This window comes from Agrobacterium sp. LEGMi-208b (genome assembly GCF_059511785.1).
In genome coordinates this window covers 1,197,636-1,218,100 of the sequence record NZ_CM183446.1, presented here as the reverse complement: position 1 = coordinate 1,218,100, position 20,465 = coordinate 1,197,636, and the positions used below count along the sequence as shown (strand labels likewise).

Below are 20,465 nucleotides of genomic sequence, written 5' to 3'. Positions count from 1 at the left end.
TCAGCCTCGGCGGACGTGGCGACCGGTTGAAAATATCCACCCCGAATTCCTGCTCCAGCCGCAGCATCTGGATATTGATTGCCTGTTACGGCAAGCTTTTTTCGAGTTCCGGCAGCGCCTCGAAGAGATCTGCGACGAGACCGTAATCCGCCACCTGGAAGATCGGCGCTTCTTCATCCTTGTTGATGGCGACGATGACCTTCGAGTCCTTCATGCCGGCCAGATGCTGGATGGCACCGGAAATGCCCGCCGCGATATAAAGCTGCGGCGCAACCACCTTGCCGGTCTGGCCCACCTGCCAGTCGTTCGGCGCATAACCGGCATCGACCGCCGCACGGCTGGCGCCAACGGCGGCACCGAGCTTGTCGGCGACGGGAAGGATGACTTCCTTGAATTTTTCCGAGGAACCAAGCGCACGGCCACCCGAGATGATGATCTTCGCAGAGGTCAGTTCCGGACGGTCGGACGAGGCCAGCGCATCGGACACGAAGCTGGAAAGGCCAGGGTTTTCCGCCGCGCCGATGCTTTCCACTGCGGCGGAACCACCTTCGCTTGCTGCCGCAAAGGCGGTCGGACGCACGGTGATGACCTTCTTCGCATCGCTCGCCTGCACGGTCTGGATGGCGTTGCCGGCATAGATCGGCCGCTTGAAGGTGTCGGGCGATACGACCTCGATGATTTCCGAGACCTGCGCCACGTCAAGAAGCGCCGCAACGCGCGGCGTCACGTTCTTGGCCGAGGCGGTGGCAGGCGCAATGATGACATCATAGGACGGGCTGAGCGAAACGATCAGCGCCGCCAGCGGTTCTGCCAGCGCATTGGCATAGGAGGCGTCGTCGGCGAGCAGCACCTTCGAGACGCCGGAGAGTTTTGCGGCTGCGTCGGCTGCGCCCTTGGCGCCAGAACCGGCGACCAGCACGTGGACTTCGCTTCCCGTCCCCTTGGCAATCTGCGTTGCCGCCGTCAGCGTCTTTGCCGTCAGGTCGGAAAGGGTTGCGTTGTCGTGTTCTGCCAGAAGAAGAATGGCCATGAGAATATCTCCCTTTTCCGAAATCTTAGAGGACGCCGTCGGCTTTGAGCTTTTCGACCAGCTCGGCAACCGAGCCGACCTTGATGCCGGCCTTGCGGCCCGCCGGCTCCTCGGTCTTCAGCACCTTCAGGCGCGGCGAGACGTCGACGCCGAAATCGGCCGGGGCCTTTTTGTCGAGCGGCTTCTTCTTCGCCTTCATGATGTTCGGCAGTGAAGCATAACGCGGCTCGTTCAGGCGCAGATCGGTGGTGACGACGGCGGGAAGCTTCAGCTCCACGGTCTGCAGGCCGCCATCGACTTCACGGGTCACCGCGACCTTGCCGTCGGACGGTACGACCTTCGAGGCAAAGGTGCCCTGGCCCCAGCCGAGCAGGGCGGCCAGCATCTGGCCGGTCTGGTTGCTGTCGTCATCGATCGCCTGCTTGCCGACGATGACGAGGCCGGGCTGTTCGGCTTCCGCCACGCCCTTCAAAAGCTTGGCGACGGCGAGCGGCTCGACCGTCTCGTCGGTCTCGATCAGGATGGCGCGGTCGGCGCCCATGGCGAGTGCGGTGCGCAGCGTTTCTTCCGCCTTGGCCGGGCCGATGGAGACGACCACGACTTCTTCGGCCTTGCCGGCTTCCTTGAGACGCAGCGCCTCTTCCACCGAGATTTCGTCGAACGGGTTCATCGACATCTTCACATTCGCAAGCTCAACGCCTGAACCATCCGACTTCACGCGGATCTTCACGTTGTAATCGACGACTCGTTTAACGGGGACAAGGATTTTCATGGCAGGCACCTCATGCAAATGTGTAGGCAGTTTTAACCGACGTGTAGAACTCGGCAGCATAGCGACCCTGCTCGCGCGGTCCGTAAGACGAGCGTTTGCGGCCGCCGAATGGCACATGGAAATCGACACCGGCCGTCGGCAGGTTGACCATCACCATGCCCGCCTCCGAATTGCGCTTGAAATGCGTCGCATATTTGAGGCTGGTAGTGGCTATTCCGGACGACAGGCCGAAATTGGTGTCATTCGCAACCCCAAGCGCCTCATCATAATCTTTCACCCGGATGACAGCCGCGACAGGACCGAAAATCTCCTCGCGGGAAATGCGCATCTCGTTATTGGCTTCGGTGAACAGCGCCGGCTGCAGGTAGAAGCCATGTGTGTCGCGCTCGATCCGCTCGCCGCCGAAAGCGAGTGTGGCACCTTCCCTGCGGCCGATCTCGATATAGTCGAGATCCTGTTGCAACTGGCCCGCGTCGACCACCGGGCCGATATGCGTGCCGCCTTTCATGGCGTCATCAACAACCAGTACTTCGAGGCGCCGGATCAGCGCCGCAACGAAGCGATCATGGATGCCTTCGGTAACGATCAACCGCGACGATGCGGTGCAGCGCTGGCCGGTCGAGAAGAAGGAGGAATTGGCGGCAGCCTCGACGGCGACATCAATATCCGCATCATCGAGAACGACAAACGGGTTCTTGCCACCCATTTCCAGCTGAAACTTGCGATTGTGCTCGACCGATGCCAGCGCAACACGTTTGCCCGTACCGGTCGATCCGGTAAAGGTCAACGCATCGACATCGGGACTGTCGAGCAATGTCTGGCCGACCACGCTGCCACGACCCATGACGAGATTGACGACGCCCGCAGGCGCCCCGGCCCGGTGCAGGATATCGACAAGCGCCCAGGCGCATCCAGGCACGAGGTCGGCGGGCTTCAGCACCACCGTATTGCCATGGGCGAGCGCAGGCGCGATCTTCCAGGCAGGAATGGCAATCGGAAAATTCCATGGCGTGATAATGCCGACGACACCGACCGGTTCGCGGGTAATCCTCGACACCAACACCTGGCCGTACGGAAGGCAAAAGCTCACCGGAAAGGCGCAGCACTTCACCGGCAAAAAAATCGAAAATCTGCGCGGCGCGGGTCACTTCGCCGATCGCTTCCGCCAGCGTTTTACCCTCCTCGCGGGCGAGCAACGCGCCAATTTCGGCTTTGCGGGCAAGAATTTCGTCGCCCGTCCGTTTCAATATGCCATGGCGTTCCAGAAGGGGCGCACGCGACCAGGCCGGCAATGCCGCTTTGGCGGCGGCGATTGCATTGTGCGTATCTTCTGCGCTGGCACGGGCATATTCACCCACAACCTCGGCGGTGTTCGAGGGATTGATATTGGCGGAGGCGTCACCGCTGATCCACTCCCCGGCAATCAGGTTTTTATGCAGCATGATGGTCTCCGTTCAATGCAGGCCGAGATAGGCCTTGCGGACGTCTTCATTGTCGAGGAGCGCTGCACTTTCTCCAGACAGATGGATACGTCCGTTGACCATCACATAGGCTCGCTGCGACAGTTTCAGCGCATGATTGGCGTTCTGTTCGACCAGAAAGATCGTTTTGCCCATGGCGGCGATCTCGGACAGGACTTCGAACACGCGCTTGACGACGAGCGGCGCAAGGCCAAGCGAGGGCTCGTCGAACAGGATCAGTTCAGGCCGCGCCATCATGGCACGCGCAATCGCCAGCATCTGCTGTTCGCCACCCGACATGGTGCCGGCCATCTGGTTGCGACGTTCCCTCAGCCGTGGGAAGAGGTCGAACATCGTCGCCCTGTCTTCGTCGAAATGCTCCATGCCGATTGGCGTCGTCCCCATCATCATGTTCTCCTCGACCGACATGTCCTGATAAATCTGCCGGCCTTCCGGCACCAATGCGATGCCGCGTCTGGCGATGCGATGTGTCGACAACCGCGAAATATCCTCGCCGCGATGAAGAATGCGACCGGCAGTCGCTCGCGGCGATCCGAAGATGGTCGACAGAAGGGTCGTCTTGCCGGCGCCATTTGCACCGATCAGGCTGACGATCTCGCCGGAACGGATATGCACATCGACGGATTTCAGGGCCTCGACCGGTCCGTAGTGGCTATGCACGCCAACGAATTCGAGAAGCGGGTTTTGCTGCATCACTGGACCTCTTCTTCGCTGACGCCGAGATAGGCGGCAATCACAGCCGGATCATTCGCCACATGGTCGGGCGTGCCGTTGGATATGACTTCGCCGTGGTCGAGCACGACGATATGGTTCGAGATCCGCATCACCAGCCCCATATCGTGCTCGATGACCAGCACAGTCAGATCATGGTCGGCGCGCAGGATCTGCAGGACCTCGGACAATTCTCCGGTTTCCGCCGGATTGAGGCCCGCAGCAGGCTCATCGAGGCAGATCAGCTTTGGGGACGTGCACATGGCACGGGCGATTTCCAGCCGCCGCTGCCGGCCATAGGGCAGTTCACCGGCAAGCCGGTTCGCATCCTCGGCGAGATGCATGCGCTCCAGCCAATAATAGGCGCGATCGACCGCCTCGCGTTCGGCACGGCGATAGGCAGGTGTCGAGAAGATACCGCTCAGGAGATTGTTGGCGGTCTGCCGGTGCTGGGCCACAAGAAGGTTTTCCACCACCGACATCTCGCGGAACAACCGGATGTTCTGGAAGGTGCGGGCGATGCCGGCGCGGGTTGCCAGATGCGAGCCGCCGGTAATCGGCCGAGCGATCAGCTCGCCGATATCCTGCGCACCATTCTCGCCATGCAAAAGGATATTGCCTTCGCTTGCACGATAAAAACCGGTGATGCAGTTGAACATCGTGGTCTTGCCGGCCCCATTGGGGCCAATCAGCGCGGTGATCGCGCCTTTTTCGACGGAAAAATTGACGTTGCGGTTGGCGACGATGCCGCCGAAGCACATCGTCACATTGCAGACTTCAAGGAGCGGTGCGGTCATCGGCTTGCCTCCGCGCTGGCGCCAAGAACAGGCGACGATGCCCGTTCGGCGGACTTGGACGGAAAGAAGGCCGGCCGCGTGACACGGACAAGGCCACGCGGTTTCCAGATCATCATCACCACCATCAGCACGCCGAAAACGAAAACACGATACTCGGCGAAATCGCGCAGGAGTTCGGGAAGAATGGTCAGGACCAGAGCCGCCAGCACCACTCCGACCGTCGACCCGAGACCGCCGAGCACGACGATGGCGAGGATCAGCGCGGATTCGAAGAAGGTGAAGGATGTCGGGTTCACGAAGCCCTGATGGACGGCGAAGAACACACCGGCGAGACCGCCGGTCGAAGCGCCCAGCATGAAGGCGGAAAGTTTGATGAAGACGTGATTGACGCCGAGCGAGCGGCAGGCGATCTCGTCTTCGCGCAGGGCTTCCCACATGCGGCCAAGCGGCATGACACGCAAACGCTGCACCGCATAGATCACCGCGCAGACGACGAGGAACAGCACCAGATAGATGAACCAGAACTTGTAGTCGGCATTATAGGGGATGCCGAACGCCTCGTGAAAGGGGGTTCCGCCCTGACGCGCCGTGCGGGTGAATTCGAGCCCGAACAGGGTCGGAGGCGGTACCGGTGCGCCGTTCGGACCGCCGGTGAAGGCCAGCCAGTTATTGAGCACAAGACGGATGATTTCGCCGAAACCAAGGGTGACGATGGCAAGGTAGTCGCCATGCATCTTCAGAACCGGAAAGGCGAGGATCATGCCGCAGAAGCCGGCCAGGAACGGTGCAATGATCAGCGCGCTCCAGAAACCGAGCCCCAGATATTGCGCGCCGAGCGCCAGAAGATAGGCGCCGACCGCATAAAAGGCGACAAAACCGAGATCCAGCAGACCGGCAAGGCCAACGACGATGTTGAGACCGAGACCCAGCAGGCAATAAATCAGGGCGAGGATGGCAATACCGAGAAAATATTTGTCGGCGACGAAAGGCAATGCCAGACCTGCGAGAAACAGGACCGCAAGGAGAAAGGCAGGCGAGCGCTCCTGCCCGGACCGCACCGTCGCGCCACCGCCGCTGCGGCCCAGTGCCGCCGAGATATGGCGCCCGACCGGCGTTATTGAGGCGACTGACAGCACGACCCTGCCGATGGTGATGACGGCCGCAATCAGAACCGCGTGAACAAGTTCGTTGCGAAAGGTGAAGCCGTCGAGAACCAGGCCGGAAATCGGCCCGACCAGCACGAGCGATACGCAGAAGGTCAGCAAAGCTTCCTTGCCGAGTTTCAGCAGAGGATTTTCATGCGCGTTCATCATAGCGTCCTCATACCTTCTGTATTTCAGGCCGCCCGAGCAGGCCATAAGGGCGGAAGAAGAGAAGGACGATCAGCAGGCCGAAGGCGAAGACATCCTTGTAGTCGGTGCTGACATAACCGGCGAAAAGCGCTTCGGTCAGCCCAAGGAGGACACCACCCAGCACGGCGCCGGGGAGCGAACCGATCCCGCCAAGTACGGCGGCGGTAAAGGCCTTGATACCCATCACGAAGCCGATGAAGAAATTGAAGGAGCCATAGTTGAACGTCACCAGCGTGCCCCCGACTGCCGCAGTCGATGCGCCGATGACAAAGACGGTGGAGATGATGCGGTCGGTATCGACGCCAAGCACCGCGGAAATCTGGCGGTTCTGCTGGGTCGCGCGGCACTGTCGTCCGATGCGCGTATGATTGATCACATAGGTCAGGATACCCATGGCGACCAGCGATGCGACCAGGATAATGGTCTGCATATAGGTAATCTGCGCAAAGTGCTCCTCGCCACCGAAGCGGAAGGCGCCCTGTATCAGGATCGGAACGCCCTGATCACGTGCGCCCTGGGCGATCTGAACATAGCTTTGCAGCATCAGTGAAATGCCGATGGCCGAGATCAGCGGCGCAAGTTTGGTCGAGCCGCGCAACGGCCGGTATGCAACGCGCTCGATCGCCCAACCGTAAACAGCCGTGATGAGACAGGTGATGATGAGAATGGATATCAGCGCGAAGGGCACTGACTGAATGCCGAAAAAGCTGATGACGGCAAGCACGATGGCCGCGACATAGGCAGAGACCATGTAAACGTCGCCATGGGCAAAGTTGATCATGCGAATGACGCCATAGACCATGGTATAGCCCACGGCGATGAGACCATAGATGGTGCCCAGCGTGATCCCGTTGATCAGCTGCTGTGCCAAGATGTAAAAATCCATGGCGAACCCCTTTTTGATTGTTCTTGCCTGCACAGGCGGGGCCGGCTCGGCCATGCCGGCCGGCCCCTGCAACAGGATCGTTTAGTTGCGAACCGGAGTGCCCTTGTCGTCGAAAGAGTAGAAGACGAACTTGAAGTCCTTCACGTCGCCCTTCTCGTTCCAGCCGAGATTACCGACCGCAGACTTGACCGTGTTGGCGTGCAGCCATTTTACCTGATCCTCGATCTTGCCGTCCTTGGTGCCCTGGATGGCGGCGACGATGGTCTGGGCGCTGGCATAACCGAACAGGGTATAGTTGTCGGGCGCGATGCTCTGCTTTTTGAGGTCGGCAAGTGCATCCGCGGATGCCGGATCTTCCTTTGGATCTGCCGCCGACGAATAATAGACACCCTTGAGGTTCTGCGCGCCGCCGGCTGCGGTCACGATTTCGGCCTGGGCAAGCGCGTCGCCACTGACGAAGGCGACGTCCAGACCCTGTTCGTGGATCTGGCGGATGAGCGGGCCGGCTTCAGGAATGAGGCCGCCAAAATAGACGGCTTTTGCGCCCGAGCTCTTGATCTTGGTGACGAGCGCGTTGAAGTCCCGTTCGCCGCGCGTCAGGCCTTCATAAAGAACCGGCTCGACCTTGCGGTCGGTAAGTGTCTTCTTCAACGCATCCACGAGGCCCTGACCGTAGGTATCCTTGTCATGGACAAGAGCGATCTTGTCGATCTTCAGCGTGTCGAGGATGAACGAGCCGGCAACCACAGCCTGCTGGTCGTCACGACCGCAGGTACGGAAGACCGTTTCGAGGTCGCGATCGGTGACGATCGGGTTGGTCGAGGACGGGGTCACCATGAGGATACCGGCGTCGTTGTAAATTTCCGATGCGGGAATGGTGCTGGACGAGCAGAAGTGGCCGACGAGCGCCTGCACCTTGTCCTGGTCGACAAAACGATTGGCGACCGCCACAGCCTGCTTGGGCTCGCAGGCGTCATCGCCCTTGACCAGTTCCACCTTCTTGCCATCGATGCCGCCGGCCTCGTTGACGTTTTTGATATAGGCAGAAACACCGGTCCACACCTGCTCACCAAAAGTGGCGTTGGCACCTGTCATCGGGCCCGCAACGCCAATCTTGATCGTGTCTGCAGCATATGCGCTGGAGACGACAAGAACCGACGCGAAAGCAGCGCCCGCAAGAAGCTTCGAAATAGAATTCATTTTTTAAATCCCTCTGGTTTGGCCCAATGACCGTTAGCTGCCCGGAGAGTTGCTCTCTCTTTTTGTTGCGATAGCCATTCCCGGGGCCTGTCGCGACAACCAGGGAAAAGGAGCTTAATCGAGGGCGCGTTTGAGAGGGATTTCTGTCGTTCTCCGTCCATCCGGCCAGGAGAAAGACTGCATTACTTGCCGTCGTGACCAAACCAAGAAACAACAGCGATAGACAAGATTTACTTTCTCTCCCTGCTCCCGCGGCAAAATGACGAAATCGTGCATAGCCGCTTCAAGGGAAACGTCGGTGCATTTGTGCGTTGCGGCTTTCGGAGGACAGAAAAATCAGTCGAATTCGCGTCTGGAGGACCAGTCCTCCGCACAAATCCATTCGCAGAACGTCGAGATGATTTTGACGCGCTTGTGGGCCCGAGGCACCACCAGGTAAAACCCGGGCACATCTCGCTCCTCCATGCCGTCCAGCCGGTCGATACCCAGGGGCGCGGCCAACCGGCCCGCCTTGATGTCGGACAAGGCATCAAGTCTCGACACGAGCCCGACGCCGAGGCCCGATACCGTTCCGCGGCGCATGGTGGCAGCATCCTGAAACTCGATTTCGCCGGCAATTTCCGCCGGCTCCAGCCCCAGATGTCTCAACACCTTGCCCCACAGGTTTCTGGCCATGACGGGATGTAGAAGTGTGAACGCCGTGAGGTCTTTCGGCTCCCGAATCCGCTCAGCGAGTTCGGGAGCGCAGCAGATGATCTTCGGATCACGCACCAATAGCTGGCAATCATAATCCTTCCAGGCCCCGAAGCCCCACTGGATACAGACGTCCACCTCGTCAGCGGCGAAATCGCGGATGCTGACCATGGTCGTCATGCGAATATCCGCGCCGGGCATCAATTCGCGGAATCGTTCCAGTCTCTCCATGAGATAACGGGTCGCGAAATAGGGGCTGACATTGATATTGATACGGTTTCGATAGGTGGAATTGGTAACGCGGCGAATGCCTTCGGTGAATTCATCGAAACCTGCCTCGATGAAGTGGGACAGCACGATGGCCTGTTCCGTGGGTTCTATCACCCGCGCCTTGCGCTCAAAGAGCGGCACATGGAGAATGTCCTCCAGCAACTTGATCTGCTGGCTCACGGCCTGCGGTGTGACCAGCAGTTCATCGGCAGCACTACGAAAGCTTCCCTGCCGCATGACGGCCCAGAAGGCGCGTAGCGCGTTCAAAGGGGGAAGTCGCATATGCTGCCCGGCCAATTTCACCTCCGCTGCCAAACGAGATTTCCGACGCTTATCCGGGCTGTGCGCGCCGGATAAGCGTCGTATATTAGATCACCGCCTTTTCAAGGAAAGGTCGATTTTCAACAATGCGTTCGAAGCCGACTTCCGTGAGGTCCAGCGTCCGGTATTCGCCATAAACGATCAATTCGGAAACGCCGCGCCCTGTCGCCGGCCCCTGCTGCAGGCCATGCCCGGAAAAGCCGTTGGCGAAGATGAAGTTGCGAACCTGTGGATGGCGGCCAACGACCAGATTGTGGTCCAGCGTGTTGAAGTCGTAGTGACCGGCCCACTGGTTCACGACCTTGATCGCCTCGAAGGCGGCCGATCGTTCGGCAAGAGCCGGCCAGATGATCTCTTCGAACTCTTCGTAACGCGGTTCGAAATCATCCCAATCCGCAGTCGGGTCTTCAATGGGTGGGCAGCCGGACAGGAAAAAACGACCCTCCGGACGGCAAAAGACGCCGCTGGGCTCGATCATCAGCGGCAACCGGCCCTGGTTGACTGCCGCAGTGCCTTCCGGCGTTTTCGCACAATCGAAGACGAAAAGCGTGCGCTTGCGGGGTTCAACCGGAATATGAAGACCGGCCATTTTGGCGGTCAAAGCGGCACGCGGGCCCGATGCGTTGACGATGGTGCCAGCCTTGATCACGACGCCGGATTTCAGCGTGATCTGTGTTACGGTATCGCCTTCACGGCCGATCCCAACCACCTCGCCGGTGACATATTCGGCACCCAACGAGCGGGCCTTGTTCTTGAAGCCGTACATCAAACCGGTATTGTTGAACCAGCCTTCGCCCGACCGCCCATAGGACGCAAGTTCGATATCGGCGACATTGAGGTGCGGGAAGGCTTCACCGAGTTCATCTCTGTTCCAGAGAACGACATCTGCTCCACATGCCTTTTGCGCCACGTGATTTTCCCGCAGAACCTCGACCTGCTCCGGTGTACTGGCCAGGAAGAGATAGCCGCCGGAATGGAAGCCGAGATCCGGCTTGTCATCTCCGACCTGCATCATCTCGCCGAAATTGCGGATCACCTCGGATCCGTACTGGCTGATCCTGACGTTGATCGGATTGGAGAACTGCGTGCGGATCGATGACGACGACAGCGATGTCGATGCGGTCAGATAGGTCGGATCCCGCTCCACGACCAGAATGGATCCTTTGAAGTCGGGATTGGCGGCGAGATAATAGGCTACAGCGGAGCCGATGACCGCCCCGCCGACGATCACCACGTCATAGGCGTCTTTCATTTGGAAACCTCATCGTCGGGATGTCCGAGATCGACGAACCAGCCGCCGAGATAACGCGTGGCGGGCGCCTTGGGGTCATTCGGCGCCGTCCGCCCCTCGACGTCGGCACGAAATCGCTCGGAATTATCCTCCGGCTGAAAGCCAATGTGGCCGCTCAGAGAGTTATCCACGGGCTTAACCTTGTTATCGGAGATGCCGAAGCTGATTGTGTGTCCGATACGCGGAGCCGTCAGGCTGGCTTCGACAAGGCGCACACAATCTCCGAACGAAAGCCACGACCAGAGCATGCGACGGTCCGCCGGCTCCGGAAATGACGAGAATATGCGCAGGCAGGCGGATTCGATGCCGAACTTGTCCCAATAAAACCGGCTAAGTGCCTCCACGAAGCATTTCGACACACCGTAGAGGCTGTCGGGACGCACCGGCGCCTCGACATCGATATGCGCTTCCAGCTCGTGGTAGCCTATGGCGTGAACCGACGAGGCATAGACGACGCGCTTCACACCATTCTGCCGGGCGGCCTCGTAGATATTGTAGCTGCCCTGAATGTTGGAATCGAGAATGGTCGCCCAGCGCGTCTCAAGCGGTGCGCCGCCAAAATGAATGATGGCGTCCACGCCTTCGGCAGCCTTCATCACGGCCGCTGCATCCGAAAGTTCGAATGTCAGCGCTTCCTCGTTGGCGCCGACATTTTCGATCGCAATGCGGTCCGCAAGGCGCAGCGTGTCTGCAAGATGCGCAAGTCCCTTGCGCAACTCGGTGCCGAGCCGTCCGGCCGCACCGGTGATCAGGATGGTCTTGAAGGGTTTTGTCATGGGATCCTTGGCATCCTGTCTTAATTTTGCAGTCTGGAAACGGCAGCCGCAATGCGGGCAATGGCATCCTGAAGGGTGGCTTCGGATGTCGCGGTGGAAATGCGAAAGAAAGGCGACAGGCCGTAGGCCGCGCCCGGCACGGCCGCGACATGAGCCTCGCGAAGAAGATAGGTCGCAAAGTCGCTGTCATTGGCGATCGTGACGCCTTCCGGCGTCTTCGCACCGATAAAGGCTGCGCAACCGATATAGGCGTAGAACGCGCCTTCTGGCGGATCGAGTGTCAGACCTTCGATCGCGGAAATCTCGCGCACGACGAGGTCCCGACGCCGCTCGAACGCCTCACGGAAGCGGCTGACCTCTTCCTGGGGTCCTTCGAGTGCAGCTTGCGCCGCGATCTGCGCCACCGTCGCAACCGATGTGCAGGACTGGCTCTGCACGGTCGACATTGCCTTGATGAGATCCTTCGGACCGGCGGCATAACCGACACGCCAGCCGGTCATCGCATAGGCCTTGGAGACGCCGTTCACGATCAGGCTGCGATCGCGCAGGTCCGGGCAGGCCCTGCCGAAGCTGACGAAGTCACGACCATCGAAAATAATGTGTTCATAGATCTCGTCGGATAGGATCAGGATTTGCGGATGGCGGGCGAGAACGACGCCGAGCGCCTTAAGCTGTTCCTCGCTGTAAACTGCGCCGGAGGGGTTGCCCGGCAGGTTGAGAAACAGCCATTTCGTCTTCGGTGTGATTGCCGCTTCCAGCACCTCGGGCGTCAGGCGGAAACCGTCTTCGGCACCGCAAGCCGGTGTCACCGGCACACCGCCGAAAAGCTTTACCATTTCCGGATATGAGACGAAATAGGGAGCGGGAAGGATGACCTCGTCGCGCTCGTTGACGGTCGCCATCAGAGCGTTGAAGATGATCTGCTTGGCGCCGTTGGAAACGGCGATTTCGTCGAGGGCAAAATCAAGTCCGTTCTCGCGTTTGAACTTGGCAGCGATGGCGCGGCGCAGTTCCGGCGTGCCGGGTGCGGCCGTATAGAGCATCCGGTTTTCGCGGGCCGCCTTGAATGCCGCTTCGGTCACATGCGCCGGGGCGGCGAAATCGGGTTCACCGAGGCCAAGATCGATCACATCGATCCCGGTGGCGGCCAGATCCTTGGCTGCCTGTGACACGGCCATGGAGGCCGAAGGTTTTACCGCCGCAAGACGGTCTGCAATCCTCGTCATCATTTCGTCTCCGTCACATAACCCTTGCGGACATCTTCAGCCTTCGCCGCTTCGCTGCGCTTTTCCGGATCGCCGAACCCGCCGCCGCCCGGTAAATGCAGGACCAGCCTGCGTCCGGAGGGCACATGCTGCCATCCCTTCGGCCGCAGCAATGTTCCGTCATCCAGCATGGCCTTGCCGGGCTTTCCGGGTTCGCCGCCATCGCGGCCCGCCGCCGGTGTCCCGATGCGGTCGAACATGGCGGAGAAATCGAATTCGTGGCCATCGGCCGGGGCGATCTCGATGATCTGGCCGAGACCGCCGCGATATTCGCCATCGCCGGCGGAATCCGGACGCAATTCCTTGCGCCAGACAACGATCGGTCCGGTATGTTCCGTCGCCTCGATTGGCATCGTATGGACGCCGGAGGGGAAAGCCGTCGCAGACAGTCCATCAAGCCCCGGTCGCGCGCCCATGCCACCCGAATTGAACATCAGCACCTCGGCGCGCCGCCCCTGTGCGCCAGCGACCGGCCGGGCGGAGATATGGATGTTCCACAGCGCCGCGGCGCCTTCGGCGAGGATTTTTCCCGGCAGCGCCTTTGCAAGCGCGCCAAGCACAAGGTCCGGCACCATGTGTCCGATCACGTGGCGAACAGAAACCGGAGCCGGGCGCTCGGCGTTGAGAATATTTACCGGTGAGGAAACATTAAAGACGGCAAGCGAAGCCGCATTGTTGGGAATGTCGGGGGCGACCACGCATTTCAGCGCGTAGCAGGCATAGGCCTTCGTATAGATCAGCGGCACGTTGATGCCCCACCGGCTCATCGCATCCGTGCCGGAAAAATCGACATCGACCGACGTGTTGCCAATCGTTACCTCGGCAGCCAGATTGATCGGCTTGTCGTAACCGTCAGTCAGAAGCTCGTTTTTCCACGCGCCTTTCGGCAGGGCGGCAATCCGCTCCATGATCGCCGTGTGGGTGCGCGAGAGGATGAAAGCGCCAAGCGTCTCGAGATTGGGAAGGCCGATCTCGTCCAGCATTTCGATCAGGCGACGATGACCAACGTCATTGCAGGCCGCAAGCGAGAAGAAATCGCCAATGACCTGGTTCGGCTCGCGAACATTGAGGCGCAGTATCTTCAGAAGATCCCTGTTCACCTCGCCGCGCTCGGCGAACTTCATGATCGGGATCTGGATGCCCTCCTCATAAACCGACTTGCCATCGGCGCCGAAACCACGACCGCCGACATCGACGACATGCGCCGTGCAGGCGAAGAAGCCGATCAGTTCCTCTCCCTTGAAGGATGGGGAAACCATGGTGATGTCGTGAAGATGACCGGTGCCCTTCCAGGGATCGTTGGTGACGTAGGTGTCGCCCGGATACATCTCCTCGCGCGGAATTTCCGCGATGAAGTGCAGTACGGCTTCAGCCATCGTGTTGACATGGCCCGGCGTGCCGGTCACGGCCTGCGCCAGCATTTCACCCTTCGCGTTGTAGACACCGGCGGAAAGGTCGCCCGCCTCACGCACCGAGGTCGAAAAAGCGGTGCGCAGCAGCGTCATCGCCTGTTCTTCGACGACGGAAATCAGCCGGTTCCACATGACCTGCATGCGGATTTCGTCAAGCTGGCTCATGGATTACAGTTCCTTTCGGATCAGAAGGATGGTGCCGTCGCTCTGGACGATGGCGTCAAACGGCGAGGTGACGATGGTCGAGGTTTCACGCTCGACGATAACCGCCGGACCGGTGACACGCTCGCCAACCCTGATCGTCGAGCGTTCCACGATGGCCGTTTTAAGGGGTGTTCCCGCGGCTGGATCGAACACATCGCGCGTGACGGGGGTGTCAATCGTGCTGCCGGTGGAGATCAGCGCATGGCGCTCACCACCCGGGCGCACATCCTGCGCCTTGACGGAGAATGTGACGAATTCGATTTCCGGCCCCTCCACTGCCCGGCCGAAGAACTGGGCATAACGCGCCCTGAAATTCTCCTCGATCATGGCGCGGTCGGCAGCCTGGAAATGACGATCCGGCAGGCTGACCGGAATTTCCCAACCCTGGCCGCGATAGCGCATGAACGCCACCACTTCGCGGCTGATCTTGCCAGCCGTGCCAGCGCGCACGAAACCCTCGGCGGTCTCCTTGAGGTCGTCCAGCAGCGTGTTGAGCCGGACGGTATCGAAGGCCGACAGGCTCATGATCTGCGAGCCGACCGCCTCATATCCGAAAGGAGCCTTCAGGAATCCGATCGCCGAGCCGACACCGGCACCCTGCGGGATGAGGCAGCGGTCGACGCCCAGCTTTTCGCAGAGCCGCGCGGCGTGCAGGGGTGCGGCACCGCCAAAGGCGATCATGGTGTTTTCCGAGATGTTCTTGCCGTTTTCAACCGCATGGACGCGGGCGGCGTTGGCCATATTCTCATCCACCACCTCAACAATGCCGAAAGCGGCCGAAAGCGGATCGAGCCTGAGCTTGTCGCCAACGTCGCGGGCTATCGCAGCGGACGCCTTCCCGGTTGACAGCTTGATCTTGCCGCCGGCGAAATTGTCGGGATCGAGCTTGCCGAGAACGAGGTCGGCATCCGTGATTGCCGGCCGCTCGCCCCCGCGCTGGTAACAGGCAGGACCCGGCTCGGAAGCGGCCGATTCAGGCCCTGCCTGAATGCGTCCCATGGCATCCACCCAGGCGATCGAGCCGCCGCCGGCGCCAATCTCGATCATCTCAATGACCGGTATCGAGATCGGCATGCCTGATCCCTTGCAAAACCGGTAGGTGCGCGCGACCTCAAACGTCCGTGCGGTCTGCGGCTGGAAATCCTCGATGAGGCAGATCTTTGCCGTCGTTCCACCCATATCATAGGAGACCACCCGCTGAAGATCGAAGCGGCGCGCCACATCCGCTGCGAAAATCGCACCGCCGGCCGGGCCGGATTCGACCAGACGCACGGGAAACTCGGCCGCTGTCTCTACCGACACGAGGCCACCGCCGGAATGGATCATGAAGACCGGGCAGGAGGCGCCCATGTCCTTGAGGCGGACCTGGAGACGATTGAGATAGTCGGCCATTTGCGGGCGCACATAGGCGTTTGCACAAACAGTATTGAACCGTTCGAACTCGCGCATCTGCGGCGAAACCTCGCTGGAGATCGAGATCGGCAGATCGAGCGTCCGGGCGAGGATTTCGCGGGCACGGCGTTCGTGGTCGGGGTTCATGTAGGAATGAATGAAACCGATGGCGACGGCGCCGAAATCCTCGGCGGCGATCCGTCTGGCGATTTCCTCGAGCGCCTGCTCGTCCAGCGGCTGAAGTTCCGTACCCTGCGCCGAGATGCGGCCCTTGACCGGGAAGCGGTCTTCCCGCGGAATGAGCGGCTTGGGCAGAACAAGATCGAGATCATATTGCTCGAAGCGGTTCTCCGTACGCATCTCGATCACGTCACGAAAGCCTTCGGTCGTCACCAGTGCGGTGCGCGCGCCACGACGCTCGATCAACGCGTTGGTGGCAAGCGTTGTGCCGTGAATGATCAACTCGATCTGCGAAATGGCGATACCGGCATCGCGGATGACGATGTCGATGCCGTCCAGAATGGCCTGTTCGGGCGCTGCATAATTGGTCAGAACCTTGGTCGAATACAGCGTTCCACGCACGTCGAGGGCGATATCGGTGAACGTACCGCCGATATCTGCGCCGAGACGGATGTCGTTTCCGATGGTCATGCGTTTTCCTTCTTGGCAAGCGCGGCCTGGCGCATTTCGGAAAGAGTCTGTCTCGGTGTCAGAGCTTCCGGTGAGATATCGAGATCGAGAAGCGCACCGGTTCTGGAGGAAAGCGCACGCTCAAAGGCTTCTGCGAAATCAGCCGTCGCCGTCACCCGCTCGGCATGGAAACCATATGCCTTGGCAAGAGCGACAAAATCCGGATTGACCATTTCGGTTCCCGAGACGCGGGCCGGATAATGGCGCTCCTGATGGGCGCGGATCGTACCGTATATGCCGTTGTTCAGCAGAAGGATGATCGGCTGTGCGCCGTGTTGCAGGGCGGTTGCAAGTTCCTGACAGTTCATCTGGAAATCGCCGTCACCGGCAAAGCAGACGACTGTGCGGTCCGGAAAGGCAACCTTGGCGGCAATGGCTGCCGGTACGCCATAGCCCATCGCACCGGATTGCGGGGCGAGAAGCCGGGCCCTCGGACCGAACCTGAAGAACTTGTTCGGCCAGACGGTGAAGTTGCCCGCGCCATTCGTCAGGATGACATCCTCCGGCAATATCTCGTTGAGATAAGCAGTGACCTTGCCCATATCGACCGGCGACGGAAGATCCTTGAGCTTGAAAGACGCTTCATAGGCGGCGCGGGCTCCGGCCCGCCATTCGGCCCATGGTCCCTTTACCGGTTCGAGTGCAGAGAGCGCTTCAGCAAAGGCATTCGGGCCGGCGTGGATACCGAGTTCAGGCTGGTAGATCTTGCCGATCTCCAGATCAGAACCGTGAACGTGGATGATGCGCTGGCGCGGCTGCGGGACGTCGAACAACGTATAACCATCGGTGGAGTTTTCGCCGAAGCGGTTATTGATCGCGAGGATCACATCCGCATCGCGCAGCAGTTCCTTCACCGACGCAACCATACCGACTCCGGCTTCGCCGCAGAAAGTGATGGAAGCGTTGTCATACTGGTCCTGATAGCGAAACACAGAAACGACCGGGATATCGGATGCTTCCGCAAACGCCTGAAGGCGCTTGGCCGAACCTTCCTTCCAGTTACAGCCACCGTAAAGAATGACTGGACGCTTGGCCTGGGACAGCAGCGTCGCAAGGCGCTGCATGGCGAATTCCGAAGGTGCGGCCTCGATGATTTCGGCCGGACCGGAAAGTGGCGCCCTTTCCGTCATTGACGTCAGCATGTCTTCCGGCAAGGCGATAACAACCGGGCCGGGACGACCGGTAACCGCCATCGTCCATGCGCGAGCGACAATTTCGGGAATACGTTCGACCTGATCGATCTCGACGGCCCATTTCGCCACCGTTCCAAACGCAGCCTTGTAGTCCACTTCCTGAAAGGCTTCCCTGCCCTTCATGTCGGTGCCGACCTGGCCGACGAACAGGATCATCGGCGAGGAATCCTGCATGGCGGTATGAACGCCGATCGAGGCATTGGTGGCGCCCGGACCCCGGGTGACGAAGCAGATGCCGGGCTGACCGGTCAGCTTGCCATAGGCGGCTGCCATGAAGGAGGCGCCCCCTTCATTACGACACACGACATAGTCGAGCTTGCCGACCGTATCATGCAGCGCGTCCAGCACGGCAAGATAACTCTCTCCCGGCACTCCGAAGCCTTTGCGCACACCGAGTGCCAACAGGCATTCGACCAAAAGCTGCCCACCATTACGTAACATTGCGCGTTCCCTGATGATTATGAGCGTCGGCTTTGTAGCGTAGAGGCGCCAGGCCAACGGTTTCCAGATGTTCGAGAATAGATGCGACCAGCAAATCAAATGGAGGCTTTTCGCAAATGATTGACTGGGCCGTAATGCCAGCGTCCGTCAGCTCGCCTTGAAGGGCCTCGACAAATGCCTCACTCGCGCCGGCTACGCTTCTTTCCAGGGTCGACGGGCCTTCGCCGGAATGAGGCGAAACCACAAACAGAGCGCCCAGCCCCTGCTCCTTCATGGCCGGCAGGACCAACCGCGTCAGGTGAAACATTGCGGAGAGGTTCACTTCAAGAGCCATGTCTATGTCGGCTTCCTGAAGCTTCTCAAAAGCCGTTTCAGTTGGCCACCGCAATGCGGCGTGCACGACGATATCGGGCTTCATGCCCTCAACGATCACCCGAACCGCCTCACGATCGGTCAGATCGATCGCCATGGGAAGCACGCCGAAATCACTGCGAAGCTCTTCCAGAACCAGCCTGTCGCGCCCAAGGGCGCAAGTTTCATAGCCGGCACAGGCAAGTGCCACCGCCACCGCACGGCCCGCCCCCCTCGTTGCTCCTGTTACAAGTGCCCTCGACATCGATCACCCTCATATTTGCAAAGATGATGACCACATCGCCGCACCGGCGAAATCAAGAAAATGGAAGACTTCGACAAGTAATGCTTGTTGCTGCGAGAAGCCCTACTCCTGAAACTTGACCATCGTACCGCCGCCGGTCGCCTGGTCTGTCGGGAAAACCTCGATGCGTGCGACATCGACAAACACCGGAAGCTCGATAGCGTTGACGATGATCGATGAAACATGCTCCGGCTGAATGGGACGATAGCCGTCATAAAGCAGTGTGCGGGCAGAGTTTCCTGCCATTGCTGTCCGGTAGAGGTCCGTTTGGACCCGCCCTGGCACCACTTCCGTCACCCTGACCGACGTACCCAGAAGATCGCATCGCAGGTTGTCGCAGAAGAGGCTGAGACCCGCCTTCGATGGGCCGTAGGCGCCCATGTTCGGATATGGCGCCTGACCGCCGCTTGAGCCGATGTAAACCAGATGACCGCGCTTGCGCTCAACCATGCCCGGCAGGAGCGCCCGCGTGAGATGCATCGGTGCCTTGAGATTGACGTCGATCATCGCGTCGATCTCGGCGGGATCGATCTCGTGGAATGTCGCACGGGTGGAGAGGATGCCCGCATTGTTGACAAGAACATCGATCTCCACGCCCTTGACGGCATCTGCGATCCTTTCAGTCTCCCGCACATCCGCCTGAACCGCGATGACACCTTTTACGGAGGACAGTTCATCGAGTTGCTCCCGGTTGCGGCCGACTGCATAGACCGTCAGACCGCGCCGGGCGAGTTCAAGCACCGTGGCCTTGCCGATGCCGCTGGTCGCTCCTGTGACGACGGCGTTGCGGTAGATGTCAAACATAGATGTAGCCCCCGCTGATGACGACGTTCTCGCCCGTCGCGTAGGTATTACGGCTTGACGCCATCATGACGATCCATTCGGCCATTTCGACGGGTTCGGCGGCGCGACCCAAAGCACTCGCCTTCGCAAGCTCGGGAAGAAAGCCGAGTTCCTTGGCGCGATCGGTGGCAAAGCCTGCTGGAGCAACGGAATTGACGAGAATCTGATCTTTTGCGACTTCCGCAGCGAAGGATTTGGTGAGGCTGACGACTGCCGCCTTTGTTGCTGCATAGTGAGCGTTTTGAGGGTGTGCCTTAAACGCATCGACCGATGTTACGTTGACAATACGGCCAGTCACTTCCGGCGCATTGACGTACTGGCGCATATGAAGAATGGCCGCCACCATCATATGATACGTGCCCTTGACGTTAATGGCATTTTCCAGATCCCATTCCTCGTCGGTGATTTCAAGGATCGGCTTGCGCGGATAGACCGCCGCGCTGTTGATAAGGCAATGTATCCTGCCCAGCCTCTCCGCAATCTCATTGAAGCCCCGGTGAGCGGTCTCGGATCTGGAGATATCCGCAACCGACGTTGCGACTTCCACACCGAGACCCCGCAAAGTGTCCGCCGAAGACGCGAGCAACTCCGCATTTCGATCGATGAGGCCAATTCTGGCAACACCGTGAGACGCCATGAGCTTTGCCGTTGTCAGGCCGAGACCCGAAGCTCCGCCCACGATGACTGCTGTCTGATCTTTCACGTTCCACCTCTGCATTTCAGTTGCGCCATTTTATTTGTATGTTATCACTTATATGCCAAGTTAATCGAACCTCAAGTAAATTTTTCT

Annotated in this window: 17 protein-coding genes and 1 pseudogene; all 18 read right to left on the bottom strand. The window is 59.8% G+C overall.

Annotated features, from left to right (window positions below; all coding sequences use genetic code 11):
* Window positions 1–85: 85 nt before the first annotated feature.
* Entirely contained in the window at window positions 86–1,030 is a 945-nt protein-coding gene (locus tag AC5YUO_RS20155) for an electron transfer flavoprotein subunit alpha/FixB family protein (protein WP_496154915.1), read from the bottom strand.
* 25 nt (window positions 1,031–1,055) lie between these two features.
* Window positions 1,056–1,802, bottom strand: coding sequence for an electron transfer flavoprotein subunit beta/FixA family protein (locus AC5YUO_RS20150; protein WP_003520827.1), 747 nt, complete (start codon window positions 1,800–1,802; stop codon window positions 1,056–1,058).
* Between the two features lie 10 nt (window positions 1,803–1,812).
* Window positions 1,813–3,247: pseudogene (locus AC5YUO_RS20145) on the bottom strand (aldehyde dehydrogenase family protein).
* A gap of 9 nt (window positions 3,248–3,256) precedes the next feature.
* Window positions 3,257–3,976, bottom strand: a complete 720-nt coding sequence (locus AC5YUO_RS20140; RefSeq protein ID WP_400816583.1) for an ABC transporter ATP-binding protein — start codon at window positions 3,974–3,976, stop codon at window positions 3,257–3,259.
* Window positions 3,976–4,791 carry an ABC transporter ATP-binding protein gene (locus AC5YUO_RS20135; RefSeq protein ID WP_496154914.1) on the bottom strand — a complete coding sequence of 272 codons (816 nt, stop codon included), beginning with the start codon at window positions 4,789–4,791 and terminating at the stop codon, window positions 3,976–3,978. The genes AC5YUO_RS20140 and AC5YUO_RS20135 overlap by 1 nt, the downstream gene beginning before the upstream one ends.
* Window positions 4,788–6,104, bottom strand: a complete 1,317-nt coding sequence (gene livM, locus AC5YUO_RS20130; RefSeq protein ID WP_496154913.1) for a high-affinity branched-chain amino acid ABC transporter permease LivM — start codon at window positions 6,102–6,104, stop codon at window positions 4,788–4,790. Before livM ends, AC5YUO_RS20135 begins: the two co-directional genes overlap by 4 nt.
* Before the next feature lie 7 nt (window positions 6,105–6,111).
* Complete coding sequence (locus AC5YUO_RS20125; RefSeq protein ID WP_400816292.1) at window positions 6,112–7,029, bottom strand: ABC transporter permease subunit; 918 nt, start codon at window positions 7,027–7,029, stop codon at window positions 6,112–6,114.
* A gap of 81 nt (window positions 7,030–7,110) precedes the next feature.
* Window positions 7,111–8,229: an ABC transporter substrate-binding protein gene (locus AC5YUO_RS20120; RefSeq protein WP_496154912.1), complete on the bottom strand. Its 1,119-nt coding sequence runs from the start codon at window positions 8,227–8,229 to the stop codon at window positions 7,111–7,113.
* A 336-nt stretch (window positions 8,230–8,565) separates the two neighbouring features.
* Window positions 8,566–9,474 (bottom strand): LysR substrate-binding domain-containing protein, encoded by a 909-nt coding sequence (locus AC5YUO_RS20115; RefSeq protein WP_031234414.1) that lies wholly within the window; start codon window positions 9,472–9,474, stop codon window positions 8,566–8,568.
* Between the two features lie 85 nt (window positions 9,475–9,559).
* The gene (locus AC5YUO_RS20110; protein WP_496154911.1) at window positions 9,560–10,765 is read right to left on the bottom strand and encodes an NAD(P)/FAD-dependent oxidoreductase; all 1,206 of its coding nucleotides are present in this window, start codon (window positions 10,763–10,765) and stop codon (window positions 9,560–9,562) included.
* Window positions 10,762–11,580 (bottom strand): NAD-dependent epimerase/dehydratase family protein, encoded by an 819-nt coding sequence (locus AC5YUO_RS20105; protein ID WP_496154910.1) that lies wholly within the window; start codon window positions 11,578–11,580, stop codon window positions 10,762–10,764. The genes AC5YUO_RS20110 and AC5YUO_RS20105 overlap by 4 nt, the downstream gene beginning before the upstream one ends.
* 20 nt (window positions 11,581–11,600) lie before the next feature.
* Window positions 11,601–12,806: a pyridoxal phosphate-dependent aminotransferase gene (locus AC5YUO_RS20100; protein WP_496154909.1), complete on the bottom strand. Its 1,206-nt coding sequence runs from the start codon at window positions 12,804–12,806 to the stop codon at window positions 11,601–11,603.
* Window positions 12,806–14,422, bottom strand: coding sequence for a hydantoinase B/oxoprolinase family protein (locus tag AC5YUO_RS20095; protein WP_496154908.1), 1,617 nt, complete (start codon window positions 14,420–14,422; stop codon window positions 12,806–12,808). Before AC5YUO_RS20095 ends, AC5YUO_RS20100 begins: the two co-directional genes overlap by 1 nt.
* A gap of 3 nt (window positions 14,423–14,425) precedes the next feature.
* Window positions 14,426–16,504, bottom strand: coding sequence for a hydantoinase/oxoprolinase family protein (locus AC5YUO_RS20090; RefSeq protein ID WP_496154907.1), 2,079 nt, complete (start codon window positions 16,502–16,504; stop codon window positions 14,426–14,428).
* Window positions 16,501–18,177: a thiamine pyrophosphate-binding protein gene (locus tag AC5YUO_RS20085; protein WP_496154906.1), complete on the bottom strand. Its 1,677-nt coding sequence runs from the start codon at window positions 18,175–18,177 to the stop codon at window positions 16,501–16,503. The genes AC5YUO_RS20090 and AC5YUO_RS20085 overlap by 4 nt, the downstream gene beginning before the upstream one ends.
* A complete protein-coding gene (locus AC5YUO_RS20080; protein WP_400816308.1) occupies window positions 18,167–18,793 on the bottom strand; it encodes an SDR family NAD(P)-dependent oxidoreductase in 627 nt (208 codons plus the stop codon). Before AC5YUO_RS20080 ends, AC5YUO_RS20085 begins: the two co-directional genes overlap by 11 nt.
* A 102-nt stretch (window positions 18,794–18,895) precedes the next feature.
* Window positions 18,896–19,636: an SDR family oxidoreductase gene (locus tag AC5YUO_RS20075; RefSeq protein ID WP_496154905.1), complete on the bottom strand. Its 741-nt coding sequence runs from the start codon at window positions 19,634–19,636 to the stop codon at window positions 18,896–18,898.
* The gene (locus AC5YUO_RS20070; protein ID WP_496154904.1) at window positions 19,629–20,378 is read right to left on the bottom strand and encodes an SDR family NAD(P)-dependent oxidoreductase; all 750 of its coding nucleotides are present in this window, start codon (window positions 20,376–20,378) and stop codon (window positions 19,629–19,631) included. Before AC5YUO_RS20070 ends, AC5YUO_RS20075 begins: the two co-directional genes overlap by 8 nt.
* Between the last annotated feature and the right edge of the window lie 87 nt (window positions 20,379–20,465).

Bases quoted from the DNA above. Each gene is read 5' to 3' on its own strand.
- AC5YUO_RS20100 (WP_496154909.1), bottom strand. From the start codon at position 12,806: ATGACGAGGATTGCAGACCGTCTTGCGGCGGTAAAACCTTCGGCCTCC.
- livM (WP_496154913.1), bottom strand. From the start codon at position 6,104: ATGATGAACGCGCATGAAAATCCTCTGCTGAAACTCGGCAAGGAAGCT.
- AC5YUO_RS20120 (WP_496154912.1), bottom strand. From the start codon at position 8,229: ATGAATTCTATTTCGAAGCTTCTTGCGGGCGCTGCTTTCGCGTCGGTT.
- AC5YUO_RS20105 (WP_496154910.1), bottom strand. From the start codon at position 11,580: ATGACAAAACCCTTCAAGACCATCCTGATCACCGGTGCGGCCGGACGG.
- AC5YUO_RS20110 (WP_496154911.1), bottom strand. From the start codon at position 10,765: ATGAAAGACGCCTATGACGTGGTGATCGTCGGCGGGGCGGTCATCGGC.
- AC5YUO_RS20080 (WP_400816308.1), bottom strand. From the start codon at position 18,793: ATGTCGAGGGCACTTGTAACAGGAGCAACGAGGGGGGCGGGCCGTGCG.
- AC5YUO_RS20075 (WP_496154905.1), bottom strand. From the start codon at position 19,636: ATGTTTGACATCTACCGCAACGCCGTCGTCACAGGAGCGACCAGCGGC.
- AC5YUO_RS20140 (WP_400816583.1), bottom strand. From the start codon at position 3,976: ATGCAGCAAAACCCGCTTCTCGAATTCGTTGGCGTGCATAGCCACTAC.
- AC5YUO_RS20155 (WP_496154915.1), bottom strand. From the start codon at position 1,030: ATGGCCATTCTTCTTCTGGCAGAACACGACAACGCAACCCTTTCCGAC.
- AC5YUO_RS20085 (WP_496154906.1), bottom strand. From the start codon at position 18,177: ATGTTACGTAATGGTGGGCAGCTTTTGGTCGAATGCCTGTTGGCACTC.
- AC5YUO_RS20135 (WP_496154914.1), bottom strand. From the start codon at position 4,791: ATGACCGCACCGCTCCTTGAAGTCTGCAATGTGACGATGTGCTTCGGC.
- AC5YUO_RS20125 (WP_400816292.1), bottom strand. From the start codon at position 7,029: ATGGATTTTTACATCTTGGCACAGCAGCTGATCAACGGGATCACGCTG.
- AC5YUO_RS20115 (WP_031234414.1), bottom strand. From the start codon at position 9,474: ATGCGACTTCCCCCTTTGAACGCGCTACGCGCCTTCTGGGCCGTCATG.
- AC5YUO_RS20095 (WP_496154908.1), bottom strand. From the start codon at position 14,422: ATGAGCCAGCTTGACGAAATCCGCATGCAGGTCATGTGGAACCGGCTG.
- AC5YUO_RS20150 (WP_003520827.1), bottom strand. From the start codon at position 1,802: ATGAAAATCCTTGTCCCCGTTAAACGAGTCGTCGATTACAACGTGAAG.
- AC5YUO_RS20090 (WP_496154907.1), bottom strand. From the start codon at position 16,504: ATGACCATCGGAAACGACATCCGTCTCGGCGCAGATATCGGCGGTACG.